General features: G+C 35.5%; 16 protein-coding genes. All 16 read right to left on the minus strand.

The window, feature by feature from the left end:
* Nucleotides 1-30: 30 nt before the first annotated feature.
* The gene (locus DFR78_RS01400) at nucleotides 31-969 is read right to left on the minus strand and encodes an ABC transporter permease (protein ID WP_114457061.1); all 939 of its coding nucleotides are present in this window, start codon (nucleotides 967-969) and stop codon (nucleotides 31-33) included.
* A gap of 144 nt (nucleotides 970-1,113) precedes the next feature.
* A complete protein-coding gene (locus DFR78_RS01405) occupies nucleotides 1,114-2,652 on the minus strand; it encodes an ABC transporter substrate-binding protein (RefSeq protein WP_114457062.1) in 1,539 nt (512 codons plus the stop codon).
* Between the two features lie 15 nt (nucleotides 2,653-2,667).
* Nucleotides 2,668-3,441 carry a gamma-glutamyl-gamma-aminobutyrate hydrolase family protein gene (locus DFR78_RS01410; protein WP_114457063.1) on the minus strand — a complete coding sequence of 258 codons (774 nt, stop codon included), beginning with the start codon at nucleotides 3,439-3,441 and terminating at the stop codon, nucleotides 2,668-2,670.
* 103 nt (nucleotides 3,442-3,544) lie between these two features.
* Nucleotides 3,545-3,862, minus strand: a complete 318-nt coding sequence (locus DFR78_RS01415) for an XdhC family protein (protein WP_158531685.1) — start codon at nucleotides 3,860-3,862, stop codon at nucleotides 3,545-3,547.
* Complete coding sequence (locus DFR78_RS01420) at nucleotides 3,855-4,634, minus strand: XdhC family protein (protein ID WP_158531686.1); 780 nt, start codon at nucleotides 4,632-4,634, stop codon at nucleotides 3,855-3,857. Before DFR78_RS01420 ends, DFR78_RS01415 begins: the two co-directional genes overlap by 8 nt.
* A 143-nt stretch (nucleotides 4,635-4,777) precedes the next feature.
* Nucleotides 4,778-6,205, minus strand: coding sequence for an alpha-amylase (locus DFR78_RS01425; protein ID WP_114457066.1), 1,428 nt, complete (start codon nucleotides 6,203-6,205; stop codon nucleotides 4,778-4,780).
* Between the two features lie 276 nt (nucleotides 6,206-6,481).
* Nucleotides 6,482-7,795 (minus strand): NCS2 family permease, encoded by a 1,314-nt coding sequence (locus DFR78_RS01430; protein WP_114457067.1) that lies wholly within the window; start codon nucleotides 7,793-7,795, stop codon nucleotides 6,482-6,484.
* 72 nt (nucleotides 7,796-7,867) lie between these two features.
* Nucleotides 7,868-9,628 (minus strand): adenine deaminase, encoded by a 1,761-nt coding sequence (gene ade, locus DFR78_RS01435; RefSeq protein ID WP_114457068.1) that lies wholly within the window; start codon nucleotides 9,626-9,628, stop codon nucleotides 7,868-7,870.
* 99 nt (nucleotides 9,629-9,727) lie between these two features.
* A complete protein-coding gene (locus DFR78_RS01440) occupies nucleotides 9,728-10,810 on the minus strand; it encodes a 4Fe-4S dicluster domain-containing protein (protein WP_114457069.1) in 1,083 nt (360 codons plus the stop codon).
* A complete protein-coding gene (locus DFR78_RS01445) occupies nucleotides 10,803-11,351 on the minus strand; it encodes a nucleoside-triphosphatase (protein WP_114457070.1) in 549 nt (182 codons plus the stop codon). The genes DFR78_RS01440 and DFR78_RS01445 overlap by 8 nt, the downstream gene beginning before the upstream one ends.
* Entirely contained in the window at nucleotides 11,335-12,336 is a 1,002-nt protein-coding gene (locus DFR78_RS12230) for a xanthine dehydrogenase family protein molybdopterin-binding subunit (protein ID WP_114457071.1), read from the minus strand. The genes DFR78_RS01445 and DFR78_RS12230 overlap by 17 nt, the downstream gene beginning before the upstream one ends.
* Nucleotides 12,333-13,679 carry a xanthine dehydrogenase family protein molybdopterin-binding subunit gene (locus DFR78_RS12235; RefSeq protein ID WP_114457072.1) on the minus strand — a complete coding sequence of 449 codons (1,347 nt, stop codon included), beginning with the start codon at nucleotides 13,677-13,679 and terminating at the stop codon, nucleotides 12,333-12,335. The genes DFR78_RS12230 and DFR78_RS12235 overlap by 4 nt, the downstream gene beginning before the upstream one ends.
* Nucleotides 13,672-14,157: a (2Fe-2S)-binding protein gene (locus DFR78_RS01460; protein ID WP_114457073.1), complete on the minus strand. Its 486-nt coding sequence runs from the start codon at nucleotides 14,155-14,157 to the stop codon at nucleotides 13,672-13,674. The genes DFR78_RS12235 and DFR78_RS01460 overlap by 8 nt, the downstream gene beginning before the upstream one ends.
* Nucleotides 14,157-15,056, minus strand: a complete 900-nt coding sequence (locus DFR78_RS01465) for a xanthine dehydrogenase family protein subunit M (protein ID WP_199505524.1) — start codon at nucleotides 15,054-15,056, stop codon at nucleotides 14,157-14,159. The genes DFR78_RS01460 and DFR78_RS01465 overlap by 1 nt, the downstream gene beginning before the upstream one ends.
* On the minus strand, nucleotides 15,013-16,338 hold the full coding sequence (ssnA, locus tag DFR78_RS01470; RefSeq protein ID WP_114457074.1) for a putative aminohydrolase SsnA: 1,326 nt from the start codon (nucleotides 16,336-16,338) through the stop codon (nucleotides 15,013-15,015). The genes DFR78_RS01465 and ssnA overlap by 44 nt, the downstream gene beginning before the upstream one ends.
* A gap of 74 nt (nucleotides 16,339-16,412) precedes the next feature.
* Nucleotides 16,413-17,777, minus strand: a complete 1,365-nt coding sequence (locus DFR78_RS01475; RefSeq protein ID WP_114457075.1) for an 8-oxoguanine deaminase — start codon at nucleotides 17,775-17,777, stop codon at nucleotides 16,413-16,415.
* Between the last annotated feature and the right edge of the window lies 1 nt (nucleotide 17,778).

Consider the following 17,778-nt stretch of genomic DNA (forward strand, 5'->3'; position numbering starts at 1 on the left):
TCTCACACCTCAATTCCTTAATCTACCTGTCTAATTATATGTTATTTTGGGATTTATAAATCCATAAAGAAGATCAACCAGTAAATTTACTAAAACATATATAAAAGATAGTATTAAAATCGAACCAAATACAAGCGGCTGATCTCTAAATTCGACTGCTTTTACTGCTAGTCTTCCCACTCCAGGCCATGCAAAAACAGATTCGATCAAAATAGCTCCTCCAAACATCATGGCAAGCTGGTTCCCTATATTTGTTATAATTGGAATCAGAGCATTTCTAAAAGCATGTTTTAAAATTACTGTTTTCTCTTTTACCCCTTTAGATCGAGCTGTGACCAGATAGTCTTCTTTCATTATATCAAGCATCGCTGAACGAGTTAAGCGGCTGGTGCTGGCTATCATAACAGTACTTAAGGCAAAAGCCGGCAGTATAAGATGCGATATACCCTCTGCTGTCCAGAATGGACCTCCATAACCTGAGGATGGAAAAATTTTAAAATATACAGAAAATAAATAAATGAATATAATACCAGTAAAAAAGGCAGGCACAGAAATTCCTATTGTTGCAATAAACATACTTATTAAGTCAAACACAGAATTTTTCTTTACTGCGGCAATAACTCCTGTCGGGATTGCAATAATTACAGCAATTATAAGTGAAAGTGTGCCCAGCTCAATTGTTGCATAAAGTCTATTACCTATAATATTAATCACCTGATCTTTATAATAAATCGATTCTAATTCACCATTCAAAAAATTCTTGAGCATTAAAAAATACCTTATATGAAATGGTTCATTAAAACCAAATTTCGCATTTAATGCTTTAACCGCTTCAGGTGTAATATTTGTTCCCAGCATTATAGACGCTGGATCACCCGGAACAAGCTGCATAATTCCAAATAAAATTAAAGAAACTCCAATCAAAACTGGAATTATCCAGAGTAATCTTTTAATAATATATGCAAACAATAAATTCACCTCTTTCTAAAAAGAGTATGCAAGCAGACTTTTCTGCTTGCATACCATAATCTAAATTTTTAGTAATAACTAAAGTTATTTAGAATTCATCTTTATTTTAGAAGACCATATTTTAATCTTCAAAATATGATCATTTTATTTTTTATAAACATTTGCAGTTGGAGTAACAAGAGGAATTAATAGAGAGTTTCCTGGCTCCAGTTCCATAACATTATCCTTCATTACATAAATCTGATTAGAATGTGCAAATGGATAAAATACAATATCTTTAGTTAAAACCTTTCTCAGTACATTTACATAAAGTTCTGCTCTTTTTTCCTGATCAGAAACAACTCTTGCCTCTTCCAGCCACTGATCTACCTCTTCATCTTCATAAAAAGCTCTGTTTAGAGAACCATCAGATTTAAAGAATCTATATAACCAGTAATCAGGATCGGGATCAGAAACAAATCTCAAGAAGAACATTCCGATTTCACCCCGGCCCAGCATATCCCACATTGTGCCAAATTCCATAGCATTAACTTCTGCAGTTAAACCCGCCTGGTTTAATGCAGTTACCATTGCTTCTGCTGTCTTAACCTGAGAAGGCCGGCTATTGGAAACATATATTTCGGCAGTAAAATCTTTAGGGATAACTCCATTTTCTTTTAGTTCAGCAAATTTCTTTCTGGCTGCTGCGGGATTAAATTTAACTGTATTTTCTTTTAAGTATTCTCTATCATCTGGCCATAAAGTTGGTGGCAGCATAGAATAAGCATTTTGACCCAACATTCCAAATATTTGTGGAACCATTTCTTTAAATGGTACTGCCTGTATAACAGCCTTTCTAAATTCCAGATTATTATATGGAGCTATATCAAAGTTAAAACCCATAAAGTTTATTCCGGCACCTGGTGCTGACTTAACTTTAAAGTTCTCATTATCAGCAAAGGACTGCAGTTGTCCAACATCAAGGTTAACAGCAAAGTCTATTCCTCCACTGCGGAGTTCCATAGCTTGAGTGGAAGATTCTGCTATAGGCCTGATAATAACAGTCTTTAATTTAGGAACCTTATTCCAGTGATCTTCAAAAGCTGATAACTCTATTTCATTTCCAACTTCCCAGTTTTCCAGTTTAAAAGGGCCAGCTCCGATCGGATTTCTCGAAAGAACATCTTCTCCATTTTCTTTTACATAATCTTCTGGAACAATGCCAAATGTCATTGCCAGTATAAAAGGAGAATATGGTTTTTTTAACTTAAATTTAATCTTATAATCATTTAAAACTTCTATGCTTTCTATACTTTCTATCTTGGCTCTTAAACCAGAACCTGCTTCAGGATCAAGAATCCTTTCATATGTGAATTTAACGTCATCTGCTGTTAATTCACTTCCATCATGAAATTTTACACCTTTACTGATTGTAAATGTGTATTCTGTTCCATCTTCGCTAATAGTCCATTCTTTTGCTATACCAGGAACTATTTTATTTTTTTCTCCATATTCCACAAGTCCATCAAAAATAAGTGAGGCAACTCTCTCATTAACAGATATTGTAGTAAACCCGGGATCAAGATTGCTTACTTCATCTTCAATTCCCATAACAAAAGTTTCTTTATCCTGGGCCTGTACAGAACCCAACAGAGAAATAGTCAAAATTGAAGTTAAAATCAAAATAAATAGTGTTCTCTTCATAATTTTTCCTCCTCTTTATTTCTTATTTTTATTACTATCAGCAAAGTTAATAAAATCTTCAAATATTCTGAGCTGCAGCGAATCACGAGCAGACATCATCTCAGGATGCCACTGTACACCAAAAAGGTAAGGATAGTTTTGATCTTCCACAGCTTCCACAATACCATCAGGAGCAACTGCATTAACAGTAAGACCTTTTCCTACTTTTTCTATTGCCTGGTGATGATAACTATTAACAGCAATTTTTTCCTCTTTTTCTATTATTTTTGCCAATCTTGTGTTTTTCCTGATTTCAATAGAATGTGTCTTATAATATTTGGGAACCATCAAGGCCATATGTGGTATCTCACTATCAACATTATTTCCACATACATCAACTTTAAGTCTTCCACCATAATATATATTTATTAATTGAAATCCGCGACAGATTCCCAAAATAGGTTTTTTCAATTTTTTTGCTATTTCTAAAATTTTAAGTTCCCATCTATCTCTTTCTGGGTAAATCTGGCCCAGATTTTTTTGCGGATAAGAATTGTATAAAGCCGGATCAATATCACTCCCACCAGGAAGAATTATTCCATCAAATCCACTGATAAGTTCCTCAATATATTCTTCATCACTCTCTTTTGCTGCAATATAGGGAAGAATAAAAGGATAACCACCTGCTGCAGTTACAGAATCAGAATAATCCTGAGTTAAAAGACTAAAGTCTACTCCACCTAATCTGTACTGTTCACTCATCTTTTCTGTCGGCATCTTAAATGATGCAATCAGAATTTTAGGTCCCATTTTCACCCTCCAACTGTTCTAAAATTTTGTTAATTATATCAGAAAATTTGTTTAAAGTCAAAACTAACATATATCTGACATCACTGCCAGATAGTCTAAAACGTTAAATTAATTGAATAAAAATTTCAACATTACCCCCACAGACCCAGCCTATTTCTGCGGCTTCTTTTCTTGTTAAAGAAATCTCTACCTTGCTGGATTTTCTGCAGTCTTCCGAAAAAAGCTGAAGTGCTTTATCTATAATAATTTTTTCGTCTTTCCCTCCACCTATTGTTGAAAATGTTTTTCCATCAGAAAAAATCAGCATTTCATTACCTACATTTCTTGGTGAAGAGCTTTTGGAATCTATTACAAAAGCTCTGGCTATTTTATTTTTATCATCTTTTACTTCTAATATCTTTTCTACAATTGATTTACGCACTCTTATCCCTCCTGACAGAAATTAGTTCAGCAGCAATTGCTACAGCTATTTCCTCCGGTGTTTCACTATTAATTTTTAAGCCAATAGGAGAATGTACTCTGGACAACTCCTTATCAGAAACCTTATCCTTTTCTCTCAATTTTGTGTAAACTTCATTTATTTTTTTGGAACTTCCTATCATACCAATGTATTTTACATCTTCTCTGATTAATTCTTTTAAAACTTCATAATCAAACTGATGACCCCTTGTTACTATTACTATATAATCATTTTGTCTGGCCTTAAAGTTTTCGAAGTAATCTTTATAAGGCAGACAGATTAAACTATCAGCACTGGGAAAATTATCATAATTTAAAAACTCCTCCCGGTCATCAATTACAGTAATCTCAAAATCCATCAAACTTGATATTTTTACAAGTGGTGATGCGATATGACCAGCACCAAAAACCAAAAGCCTCGGATTGTCTAACACAGGTTCTATAAATAGTTCTATCTTATTATCTTTATTAAGCTCAATGCTTTTTAATTCAGCTTCTTTTGTGTTAGTTAAATTCAAAATCTCCCTTTTCATCTCTTCTTCCAAAATATATTTTCTAATCTCTTTTTCCATTTTCTCAGATGAATATTCAATTCCACCATCTTCATCAACCATCATCATCTCACCAATTAAATTTTCATCTATTTCGCTGGATTCAAGATCAGTTAATACCGCAGTTATTACTTTATTAGAACTATTAAACTGCTCAGAAATTTTTCTAAAAAAGTCTTTCAACCTTATCACTCTCCCCATATATATAGTTGTAGTTGCGTCAAATTTTATAAATTAGCGTTGTGTGTAACCTCATATAACCCTGATATTATATTAGAAAATAATATATTGGAAAATTTTGATAAAAAAAAGCGCTAAACATTATTTTACCCCTTTGGAACCCAGATGGAATAACCTTCTCCTGCACTCCCTTTAACCATAAATTCTCCACTGCCATTTTCATCAGTTTTAACTGTATCTTTAATATTTCCACTAAAATCATAATATTCTGTACTGGCTTTAGCAGAATTAATTATTTTCCTTATTATTTCTCCACTATCATGTTGAGTTATCATCATAATAAGACCACTTCCGGGATGTTCTTTATCACCTGTCCTTATATAAGAATAGGTGTTTTCATCATTTGAATCACTTTCTAATCCATCTCCATAGGCAAATTTCTTTCGGGCTTCAATTATCTTGTCCAGCTTATCTTTCATTCCTCTGTTATAATAATCTTTCCAGAAAATAACTGGAATACCCTCTCTGCGCATTAAAATATATGTATATGCCTGATATTTCCTGCTGCTAATTGAGCTTGTTCCATATTCACTATCAGCATCTCTATCTGTATCATGATTGTCCACAAAGGTAACTGCATAAGAACTATAATCATCTGTATTGACAAGACCTCTGTCACCAAACCAGCGCATATCTAAATTTCCATGCATCATTTCCACAAAAGCCTGCCTTAATGGAAAATCAAAAACATGAAGCTTTTTATTGTCAATTTTAGTTATATAATTTTTTAAAGATTCAGTATCATTTACCCATGACTCCCCAATAAAAAAAAGTTCTTTATTAGAAGCTTCATCAGTTTCATTTATAAAGTTCGCTAAAAATTTATCATCAACATGTTTGCTTGCATCAAATCTAAAACCATCAAATCCAATTTCATTAATAATCCAGATTCCCCAGTTGATTATGTCTTCTCTTACAGCCTGGTTTTCATAATCCAGGTCTGCACCCATAAGGTAATCATCTTCAAAAGAATTGTCCCAGTTTTTATGTTTAAAAAGAAATTCTCCTTCTTCATCACTTCTTTCATTCCAATCCACACCATCAAAATTGGTCCAGTCAAGGCGCAGACTGCTGTATTTACCCTTTCTGCCGGGAAAATTAAACTTTGTCCAGACCTCTGCTTTTTTTCCATCTTTTAAAATAACACTTTCTTTTTCGTCAGCACCCATACGGTGATTTAATACTGCATCATAAAGAGTTCTAATACCATTATCATGCAATTTTTTTAAGGCATTTTCCAGTTCTTCCTTTTTCCCATATTTTGTTCTGATATTACCTTTTTGTTCAAATTCTCCTAAATCCCAGAGGTCATATGTTCCATAACCTACATCCAGTGCTCCGGCAGCTCCTTTGTTAGCAGGTGGAAACCATAAAAAATCAAAACCCGTTTCTTTAAATTCTGCTGCTCGGTCTGCAAGCAGATTCCACAGCCCTGATTCTTCGGGAAATTCATCTGCATATCTGCCTGTATTCATTTCCCAGTAAAATGCCTGCATTATTATTGGATTTTCCATACTGATCCCTCAACTTTTCTATTTCATTATTTTTAACCTGTTGTGCAAAACTATTAAACAATATGAACCATTCTCTCAACACAGCAGCTTTTAAAACTTCTGTCTGTTTCAAAGAGCAGAGACAATAATTTAAAAAAATTCCCAAATCGACACAAATAGACAGACATTTTAGCTGAATAAACTACCTACTTTGAACGTATTAGATTTGTTTTAGGAGTTTCCCCATTTTTTAATTATACTGCAGCGAAAAATTTACGGGAAACTCCCTATTGTTTTTTAATTTAAGAAAAAGTATAAAACAAACACAATACCGAGAACATATACCAGCCAGTGTACATCTTTACCTTTTCCGGTAAATAGTTTAACCAGTGGATATACTATAAAACCCAGTGCAATACCATTTGATATTGAATAGGTAAGCGGCATGGTGATCATTGTTACAAAGGCAGGCAGTATCTCTGTAAAATCATCCCAATTCAGATTTGTAATATTTGTCATCATCATCGTACCTACTATAATAAGTGCAGGTGCAGTTGCAGCTGCCGGCACTATACCAATTAGTGGCTTAAAAAATAACGATAAGAAAAACAGTATTGAAACAACTACACCTGTTAATCCTGTACGTCCACCTTCAGCAACACCAGAAGCAGACTCTACATATGTTGTAACAGTGGTAGTACCAAACAGTGCTCCTCCTGTTGTACCAATGGCATCTGCTAAAAGTGCCCTGCTGGCTTTGGGCAGATCTCCATTTTCATCTAAATATCCGGCCTGCTGGCTAACTCCTACTAAAGTGCCTGCTGTATCAAACATATCTACAAATAGGAATGAAAGCAGTACTCCAACCATACCAAAACTTAAGGCAGAATCAATATCAAGCTGTAGTAATACTTCTGACCAGTCAGACATATGTGGTACTGCAATTACTCCTTCAAGTTTGGGAGTAACCCCATTAATCCAGCCAAATGCTGTCGAAGCTAAAATCCCCCACAGGAGGGAACCTTTTATATTCTTAGCATGTAAAATACCTGTAACAACTAATCCAAATATCGCAACAAGTCCTGTTCCTTTGAACACAGAACCCATGGCAACCAGAGTAGCCTGATCAGCTACAACTATACCGGCATTCTGCAGTCCAATAAAAGCAATAAATAAACCAATACCAGTACTGATACCAGTTTTTAATGCCATTGGAATACTATTAACTATCATTTCTCTAACAGGTGTTACACTTAAAATAATAAATAATATACCTTCAATAAAAACTATCCCTAATGCTGTCTGCCAGGGAACCCCCATTCCAATAACAACAGAATAGGCAAAAAATGCATTAAGACCCATTCCAGATGCAAGTGCAAATGGGTAATTGGAAAGTAACGCCATCGTAAGTGTACCTAAAATTGCACCAGCAATAGTAGCAATAAATACTCCATCAAATGGCATCCCGGCTGCTTCCAGTATTGATGGATTAACAAAAATAATATATGCCATAGTCATAAATGTTGTTATCCCTGCAATTGTTTCTGTCTTCACATTAGTATTATTCTGCTTTAATTTAAATACATTATCCAGAAATCCCTGTTCTTCCATTATAATTTTACCTCCTTTTGTATTAAACGCTTAACAACAGCACAACTTATCTCTTATCCCCACCTCCTATTTTTAAATATTTTTAACCAGAGGGACATTTTCAAATTTAGAAACTGAAAAAAGTCCCTGATCTGTTAATTTAAGTTCTGGTATTACTGAAAGTGCCATAAAAGATAAAGTCATAAATGGCCCATCTCTTGTAATACCTAAAGAAGATGCCAATTTGCGCAGTTTTGTCAGCTTTTCCGCAACATCTTTTAGAGATCGGACAGCCATTAAACCTGCAACAGGCAGAGGAAGACTATCAACCAATTTCCCATTAGCTACAATAACTATTCCTCCCTTTATTTTTTGCAGTTCTTTAACAGCAGTATACATGTCATTTTTTTTAAGACCAGCCACAATAATATTATGGGCATCATGACCAATAGAAGTTGCAACAGCTCCTTCTCTGAGTCCAAAACCTCTTAAAAGCCCTATTCCAACATTACCACTTTTATGATGTCTTTCTACTACAGCTAACTTAACAAGATTATGACCAATCAATTCTGTTATTGGAGGTTCTCCATTATAGTCTGCTTCAGTTATATATTCACCTTCACGAGTTACGATCTTATCTTTTAATAATTCTATAACCCGGTAAATTTTACCTGCAGGAAGCGCAAAATCTTCTTCTTTTAAATCAGCTATCTTGATAGAATTAAAAATTTTATCTTCAATTTCTGGATTAATATCTTTTTTGTAATCTAAATTTTTATCATGATTTTCTTCTTTGTTTTTTATTAATGTACCATTTTCAGCAATTAAACACCCGTCTTTGTAAACAGCTTTTATATTAAAATCAATTAAATTATCTATTAGCAGTAAATCAGCCTTATAACCTGGAGCAATTGCACCAAGATCTTTAAAACCCAGAGCCTGAGCAGCATTAATTGTAGCCATCCTTATAGAACGCAGTGGAGACAATCCATACTGAACTGCTTTTTTTACGGCGAAATTTATATGTCCCTCTTCTATTAAATCACCTGGGTGACGGTCATCTGTAGCAAAAAAGAAGCGGCTGCAGTTGCTGTCATTTACTGCAGGAAGTAAGTTAACTAAATCTCTAGTTACAGAACCTTCCCGAATCATAATGTACATACCTTTAGAAACTTTCTCTAAAGCTTCTTCAGCAGTAGTTGCTTCATGATCTGCTTTTATACCAGCCAGCAAATAAGCATTTAGATCTTTCCCCAGTAAACCAGGAGCATGTCCATCGATAAAGCGGTCTTCCGATATTTTTATCTTTTCCCATATTTTTTTATCTCCATTAATTACTGAAGGATAATCCATTACTTCTCCCAGACCAAAAATTCCTTTTTCTTTATAAAGAGGAGATAAATCTTCAGCAGATAATTCTGCACCAGAATTTTCGAACTTACTTGCCGGTACACATGAGGGTAACATCAAATTAAAGTTCCATGGCTGTTTTAATCCCTGTTTTAACATATATTTAATACCTGGAACTCCAGCTACATTGGCAATTTCATGTGGATCTGCAACAACTGTGGTTGTCCCTCTAGGTATGACTACACGGGCAAATTCTCCTACATCTGTCATAGCACTTTCAAGATGAAGGTGGGCATCAATAAAACCAGGTGTTACTATCTTTCCTCCGAGATCTATCTCTTTAACCCCTTCATATTCACCTGTACCTATAATTATACCAGAGGAAATTGCCAGATCACTTCTAATTAATCTTTCATTAAAAACATCCAGTATCAGGCCGTTCTTTAAAACAACTTCTGCCCTGATGTCTCCTCTAGCCTGTTTTAATAATTCACGCTTATGCAAAAAATTCCCCCCTCTCCTTAAAATTTTTATTTTGTATATTTTTAGTCAACAACTGGATATCTATTTCGATTTAGTAAATTTTATTTTAAAGAAAAGCTATTAAAGCTTTAATGCATCAAAATTACATCTTGTAACACAAAGACCACACCCTGCACACCTGTCTTCTTCGATAACAATAACATTTTCATCATCAAGATAATTTGCATCATAGACACAGCTTGTAATACAGAGTCTGCAGCCAGTACATTTTTCTCTAATTATTTGTGGAACTTTTGTTTCGAAATTTGCCTTATTAGTTATTTTTTCCTGGGCCAGCCCTCTTATTTCTTCCAGACTGTTATACCCATGTTTATCAAGATATTCTTCAATCTCAGCAGCAATCTTTCCATACACACCAGGCCCTCTTATAATAGCAGCAGTACAAACCTGAACAGCCTCTGCACCAGCCATAATCATTTTGACTGCATCTTCTCCTTTAGATATACCTCCAACAGCCAGAACAGGAATATCCACAGCATTAACTGCTTCATAAACAGCTCTTAAAGCTAGAGGAAAGATTGCTTCTCCGGAAAGCCAGCCATATCCGTTTTCACTTCCCATAAGAGGTCTGCCTGTTTCAATATCAAAATCCAGAGTTGGCCCAAATGAGTTGATCAGCACAAGACCATCAGCTCCTGCCTTTTCGGCAGCTTTTGCAAATTTTGGAATATCAATCTGTGGGCTTAATTTAACCATTACAGGCAGATCGGTAGCTCCCTTTGCCGCTTTTATACTTTCTATAACTGGAGAAGTGTCACTACCTAAATAATGTGTAGAAAGCTCCAGAGCATCAGCATATTCTTCAACTTCTACAGATAATTTTTCTATCTCATCTGCTGTATAACCAAGACCAACAATAACAGGTAGTTTTGTCTTTCTAACTGCAGGATATTCATCTTTAAGCCATTTTTCAGGTGGAAGTTCGGACCAGAGTTCTGTATTCATAAACCCACCTCTTACCTGCGCCATATTAGGACGTGGTACCTGAGCCGCTTTTGTCGAAATTGTTTTAGTTACAATAGCACCAGCACCACCTTCTGCAGCTGCAGCAGCAGCCTTACCATCTTTGACCGGTGGCCCAGCAGCAGGCATAACTGGATTTTTCATCTCCATTCCAAATAATTTAACACTAATATCAGCCATAATTTAACACCTCTTTTAGTTTTTTTAAGAATTTTGTAAAAACTTCATCTCTATTTTCTTTTTCAACTCTTAATATTTTAATATTATCTAATTGTCTTATTTTATTTAAAAATCCATTTTCCTCATTTTTAATTACCCCAATAGTAACTTTTTCACTTTTTAGAATCTTAATTATTCTGTTTCTGAATTTTTTTGCTTTTAATTCAAACCTGCCCAGCTCATCCATTAAAACAGGTTCTTTACAGTTTTCCAGCAGTTCTAATCCATATGTTTCGAAAATTTCTGGTCTGATTATAAAATTAGAATCTGCATCTTTTCTAAAAGCAAAAGTATTATTTTCATTTTTATTTTTTATATCAATTTCTACAAACTTTCGTCCAGATAGTAGGAAAAAAGCGGTACAGTTTCCTGCAGCTCTTTTTTCCCTCCCGACAGTAAAACCGCCGGGAGTTATCTTTAATTTTAATAAAGCATTTTTTATAATAGTACTTTTACCTGTGCCTTTTTCTCCTGTTAAAAATATATTATTTATTTTCTTCATTTTTCTCTTTTAAAGCTTTTTTTATTTTGGAGGGAGTTATCGGCAATTCATAAAAGCGAACTCCAATTGCATCATAAACAGCATTTGCAATAGCTGGAGAGGCAGCAATCAAAGTAGGTTCCCCCACTCCTTTTGCCCCAAAAGGTCCTTCAGAATCTTCATCTTCTATAAAGGAGTGCTCAAATTTGGGGATATCTACACTTGTTGGAACCAAATAATCTGTCATACCAGCATTGAGGGTTTTACCCTCTTTAATAATCTGATCTTCCATAACAGCCATACCCATTCCCTGTACAGTTCCACCTTCAATCTGGCCTTCTACATTTTTAGGATTGATGGCTTTGCCGAGGTCCAGACCAGAGTAAACATTAAGCACCTCTATTATACCGGTATCTGTATCTACTTCTATTTCAAAAACCTGTGTCAAAAATGTATAAGCAACATAAACTTTATCTGCCTGACCTGTCTTTTCATCCGGTTCATAAGTTACCGGGAAAAAACTTGCTTCAGCCTCTAATCTGTTTCCTGATTCTTTTACTCTTCTGGCCAGCTCCCAGTAAGTTATATAATCATCGGGGTCATCATACAGAAATATCCTGCCATTTTCTACACCTAATTCAGGATGATTGCTTCTGAATTCAATACTGCCATAATGGTAGATGTTGGCCAGAAGCTCTTCAGCAGCCTTTTTAACAGCACTTCCAGTAAAATATGTCTGCCTTGTAGCTGAACTTGATCCAGAGTTTTTAGTTTTATGAGTATCTCCCTGAATTACCTCAAAGTTTTCAGGATTGATTCTGAGTATTTCTGCAGCTATCTGAATAACTGTTGTAATTACACCCTGCCCAACATCTGCAGCTGCAGTTTTAATCTGTATTCTTTCATCCTCCATTATTTCTATAGAGGCAATAGAATGGTCTGGAAAACCCTCTCCATATCCAAAGCCAAACATTATTGATGCCATTCCTTTTCCATATTTTTTCATTTACTATTACCTCCCTTCCAGCCGCTCAACTCTACTGCTGATTCTATTGTCTCTCTGGCATTTACACTGTGGTTTAGCTGCTGTCCATTAGGAGTTGTAGACCCAATCTCGTATATATTTTGTTTTCTGAATTCTGCCGGATCCATCCCCAGTTTATGTGCAATAATATCGATCTGTGATTCATAAGCAAAAGCAGCCTGTGTTGTTCCAAATCCTCTCATTGCACCACAAAAGGTATTGTTTGTGTATACAGCATGAGAAACACCTCGCACATTCTCACAGTTATATGGACCGGTGCAGTGGTACATTCCTTTGTGTACGACAGCTGGCCCACTTGAAGCATATGCTCCTGTATCTCCAATAAACTTTGTCTCCCAGGCCTGAAGATAACCATCTTTACTTACACCTGTCTTCGCATAAATTGTAATTGGATGCCTCTTAGACTGTGTAATCATTGATTCTTCTCTTGTATAGGTAAACTTAACCGGCCGACCGGTTCTAATGGCAGCAATAGCAAGGTGAATATGAACAGATACATCCTCTTTTTTGCCAAATGCTCCACCAATTGTAGGCTGGATAATCCTAACTTGATTTTTAGCCAGCCTTAAAGATTGTGCTACATCTGCCTGAATATCATGGAGCCACTGAGTTGAAGCCCAGATATTTACAACTCCTTTTCTCTCATCATAAAAAGCTGCACCTGACTCATTCTGCATGGGAAGCTGATCGATAAACTGAGTCTGATATTTATTTTCGACAATTATATCAGAATTAGCAAATCCTTTTTCTACATCACCTTTATCCAAATGATGTGTAATTAATATATTTCCATCTGGATGAATCGAAGGGGCATCATCTTCCATAGCTCTAAAAGGATCTGTAATAACCTCAAGTTCTTCAACCTTTACTTTAATTAAATCCCTTGCTTTTTTAGCAGCCTCTTTACTCTCAGCAACTACCACTGCAAGAGCATCACCTAAATACCTCATTTTTTCTCCTACTCCAACAAGTACAGGCTGATCGCGAACAATTAATCCATACTGCCTTACTTCAGGTATATCTTCTGCAGTAATAATATCTACTACACCGGAAACCTTAAGTGCTTTACTAATATCAATATTTTTTAAAACTGCATGAGGATGAACCGCTCTTTTAACTTTTATATGCAGCATATCATCAAAGCTAATATCATCTGGATAAACCGCATCACCTGTTACTTTATCCCATGCATCTGCCTTTAAAACATTGTGGCCGACAAAACGTTTACTCTTCTTTCTTCCTTCTGTTGAACACCTTGTTGTATGTTTACAGTAATAATCTTTTACATTATATTTTTTACCCATCCTGATCACTCTCCCTGCCATCCATTTTTTCGGCAGCCATCATTACTGCATCAATTATTTTTGCATATCCTGTACAGCGGCATATATTTCCCGAAAGGCCAAGTCGAATTTCCTCTTCAGCAGGATGTGGATTTTCATCCAGCAGTTTCTTGCTGGCCAGAATCATACCGGGAATGCAGAAACCACACTGAACTGCACCTGTTTCAACAAATGATTCCTGTATAGGATGAAGATTATCTCTACTGCCCAGTCCTTCGATTGTCAGTACTTCTGATCCATCTGCCTGTGGTGCAGGCACAAGACATGATGCCACAAGCTCACCGTCCATAATTACTGTACAGGCACCACATTCTCCTTTTCCACACCCTTCTTTTGTGCCGGTTAAACCAAGATCTTCCCGCAAAAGATCAAGCAGGCGTGTATAAGGTGTTATTTCAACCTCTCTCAGCTGTCCATTAACTGTTAAAGATATCTTCACTACCCACTCACCCTTTCTTTCTCTATTTTTTCCAGTGCATTTACCATAATATCTGCTGCCACATCTTCCCTGTATTCTTTTGTTCCTCTCAGATCATCTATTGGAGAAATTCTATTTTTTACTTCTTCAGCTATCTTCTTATAATCAAGCTGAGATAATTTTTTCCCAAGCATTTTTTCTTCTATTTTCTTCAGCCTTACTGGTACAGGTGCAGCTGAACCCACTGCCAGACCTGCTCTTTTTATTAAATCATTTTCAAATTCTAAAACAAGGTTTAAAGTCAGAGTTGAAATAACAAGTGCTTTTCTTCTGCCAATCTTTTTCCAGAAAGAATAAACTTCAGCATCAGAAATAGGAATTTCTATTCCTGTCAGCAGCTCACTATCTTTTAAAATATTCTTTTTTGGACCTGTAAAAAATTCATCAGACTCAACAATTCTGCTTTTCTTTCGAGAAGACAGATGAAATTTAGCTTCATAAGCAAGCAGTGGCGGCAGAAGATCACCAGCAGGAGAGGAAGTACATATATTACCACCTATAGTACCCCTGCTTCTTATCTGTGGTGAACCCACCTCTAAAGCTGCTGCACTGAGTGCTGAAAAATGTTTGTTAATTAAATCCGATTTTATAATTTCAAGATGTGTCACCAGTGGACCTATAAAAATACTTTTTTCCTTTTTCTCTATCTTTTTTAAATCCTCAATCCTACTTATATCAAGCCAGTTTTCTACCTCATGCAGTTTTTCGTTATATTGAACAAAAATATCTGTTGCACCAGCCACTAACTTAACTTCAGACCTATATTTATCCCTAATCTCCAGTGCCTCTTTTAAAGAACTTGGCTGAAAATAATTTTTAAAATCTGTTCCAGAAATCGGCTGATTGTTTTCTTGTTTCATAAGCGATTTTCTCATAATCAAGTATCTTCACCTCCTGATTTTCCATCAAAAACTTACCTCCAACAATTGTAGTATCTACCATTCCTCCATTAATTCCAAATAATATATGTGCAAAACTGTTATCTGAATTAATTTCTGTAGGAGGGTCATAATTTACAGCAATAACATCTGCTGCTGCTCCTTCTTTTAAAACACCAAGTTTTTGTTTAAAAGTTTTTTCTGCTATTAGAGCATTATTCTTGAATACCATTTCAGGTATTTCAGACCAGCCTGGTCGTGGATCACTATTGCCGTGCTTAATTAGTAAATCGGCAACTTTTAAACTTTCAAACATATCTGTGGTATAGCCATCTGTACCTAACCCAACTATCAGACCTTTTTCTAAAGCTTCTTTAACTGGTGCTAGTCCTACAGCATTATTCATATTAGATTCTGGATTGTGGATTAGATATGATCCACTGTCTTTTAAAATCTCCATCTCTTCTTCCTGAAGATGAACTCCATGTACTGCAATTGTTCCACTCCGCCATATATTATATTTATCAAGTCTTTTAACAACACCATTAAAACCTCTAAAACGGCTGTCTTCCAAATCTGCCCTGCCTTCAGCAGCATGGATATGGAACGATGAATTATATTTATCTGCTATATCTCTCACCTTTGTCAAAGTTTTATCTTCAAGTGTAAACGATGCATGTAAACCAATTCTGGACGATAGATAGGAATCTTTTTCTACTTCTTTTAAAAATCTTTCACTTTCTTTTAAAGATTCAACGGATTTTTTACTTCCATTTCTATCAGAAATTTCGAAAGCTAAATCTGCTCTAATACCACTTTCCCTTACAGCATCAGTAATTATACTCAAACTCTGACCAATCTTTCCATAACTTGCATGATGATCAAAAATAGTAGTTGTCCCCTGCTTGATTCCACACAAAATTGCATAAATTGCACTATAATATATATCATCCTTGTTCATCGAATTATCCAGACGCCACCAGAGCTTTTCCAGTATTTCTAAAAAGTGGCGTGGAGATCTGTCAGTTTTAAGATCCATCCCCCTTGCAAATGTACTGTAAAAGTGCATATGTGTGTTTATCATTCCCGGCATTATTATTTTTCCTGAGTAATCTTTAAAAACAGCATCCGGATATTTTTTTTTCAATTCTCTGGTCTTTCCCAGCTCTTTAATTCTTTCTCCATCTATCAACAATCCGCCGTCTTTAATAACTCGATTTTTTTCGTCATGGGTTATTAAAGTACCTCCACCAATTATATACAACGATTTTAACCTCCCTTTAGCAGTGATTACTTTTAGTAGTAATTATCTCTAAAATTACATTGAATTATAAAAATTTAACTGCCGGCAATCATTTTTTTGGATATTTCATTTGTCCTGCTGATAATTTCTTTCTCATCAACATTTGTTAATTTTCCATTTTCGACCACTATTTCCCCATTGACAATTGTATAATCGACTTCCTGGCTGTCACCTGTATTTATAATTGCTGAAACAGGATCATAAAGTCCACCAGCAAAGCCGAGTCTTTCTGAACTAATCATAAACATATCTGCTGCTTTTCCTTCTTCCAGACTGCCTATTACTGGTTGATTTAAGATATCTCTTCCTCCATTTGTGGCAAGTGAGAGTACACCTTCTGCTGTAATAGAGTTCATGCCATGAATAAGCCTGTGCATTAAAAATGCAGCCTTCATCTCTAAAATCATATTTGAAGAATCATTACTTGCACTACCATCTACTGCAAGTCCTACTGGAACTCCTAGAGAAATCATTTCTGGCACTTCTGCTGCACCAGAAGAGAGCTTCATATTTGACACAGGGCAGTGTGCTACACCAGTTTTTGTTTCAGCCAATTTTTTAATCTCTTTGCTGTTTAGATGTACACCATGGGCATACCATACATCTTCTCCAATCCAGCCCAGTTTTTCCATATATGCAAGTGGTCTCATGCCAAATCTATCCTGCACATATTTTTCTTCATCTTTTGTTTCAGCCAGATGGGTATGACACTGAACTCCATATTCGCGGGCCAGCTTTATCGACTCTATCATTAAATCCTCAGTTACAGAAAACGGAGAACATGGTGCAAGTACAATCCGCTTCATGGCAAAAGGACTACTGTCATGATATTTTTCTATCAGCCTTAAAGAATCATCTATTATTTCCTTATCTGTCTGAACAACATTATCGGGAGGCAGACCGCCATCCTTTTCACTCAGAGACATACTTCCTCGACAGGCATGTAATCTAATACCAATATCTTCTGCTGCATCAAACTGATAATCAAGCAAATTATCAGGCTGATTTTTAGGAAAAACATAGAATTGATCACTTGCAGTTGTACATCCAGTTTTTAATAATTCTGCAGAGGCAAGAAGTGTACTGTAATATACCGCTTCTGGAGATAGGTTGGCCCAGATAGGGTATAAATATTTTAACCATTCAAAAAGTTCTGCCTGCTGTGCATCAGGCAGGTTTCTTGTAAGTGTCTGATAAAAATGATGATGTGTGTTTATGAGACCGGGAAAAAGATAATATTTGCTCCCATCAATTACCTTATCAACATTTTTTTCCTCTATGTTTTTGGCAATTTTAACAATCTTATTATCTTTTATCAGCAGACTGCTGTCTTTTAGCCGCTCTCTATTATCATTCATAGTTATTATCTCTTTTAAATTTTTGATTAAAATTTTGCTCATC

Origin of the sequence: Halanaerobium sp. MA284_MarDTE_T2, assembly GCF_003337245.1 — a bacterium.
Taxonomy (GTDB): Bacteria; Bacillota; Halanaerobiia; order Halanaerobiales; family Halanaerobiaceae; genus QPJE01.

Excerpts from the sequence above, each read along its gene's own strand:
- DFR78_RS01405 (WP_114457062.1), bottom strand. The coding sequence starts at position 2,652 with ATGAAGAGAACACTATTTATTTTGATTTTAACTTCAATTTTGACTATT.
- DFR78_RS01410 (WP_114457063.1), bottom strand. The coding sequence starts at position 3,441 with ATGGGACCTAAAATTCTGATTGCATCATTTAAGATGCCGACAGAAAAG.
- DFR78_RS01425 (WP_114457066.1), bottom strand. The coding sequence starts at position 6,205 with ATGGAAAATCCAATAATAATGCAGGCATTTTACTGGGAAATGAATACA.
- DFR78_RS01430 (WP_114457067.1), bottom strand. The coding sequence starts at position 7,795 with ATGGAAGAACAGGGATTTCTGGATAATGTATTTAAATTAAAGCAGAAT.
- DFR78_RS01440 (WP_114457069.1), bottom strand. The coding sequence starts at position 10,810 with ATGGCTGATATTAGTGTTAAATTATTTGGAATGGAGATGAAAAATCCA.
- DFR78_RS01445 (WP_114457070.1), bottom strand. The coding sequence starts at position 11,351 with ATGAAGAAAATAAATAATATATTTTTAACAGGAGAAAAAGGCACAGGT.
- DFR78_RS12230 (WP_114457071.1), bottom strand. The coding sequence starts at position 12,336 with ATGAAAAAATATGGAAAAGGAATGGCATCAATAATGTTTGGCTTTGGA.
- DFR78_RS12235 (WP_114457072.1), bottom strand. The coding sequence starts at position 13,679 with ATGGGTAAAAAATATAATGTAAAAGATTATTACTGTAAACATACAACA.
- DFR78_RS01465 (WP_199505524.1), bottom strand. The coding sequence starts at position 15,056 with ATGAAACAAGAAAACAATCAGCCGATTTCTGGAACAGATTTTAAAAAT.
- DFR78_RS01475 (WP_114457075.1), bottom strand. The coding sequence starts at position 17,777 with ATGAGCAAAATTTTAATCAAAAATTTAAAAGAGATAATAACTATGAAT.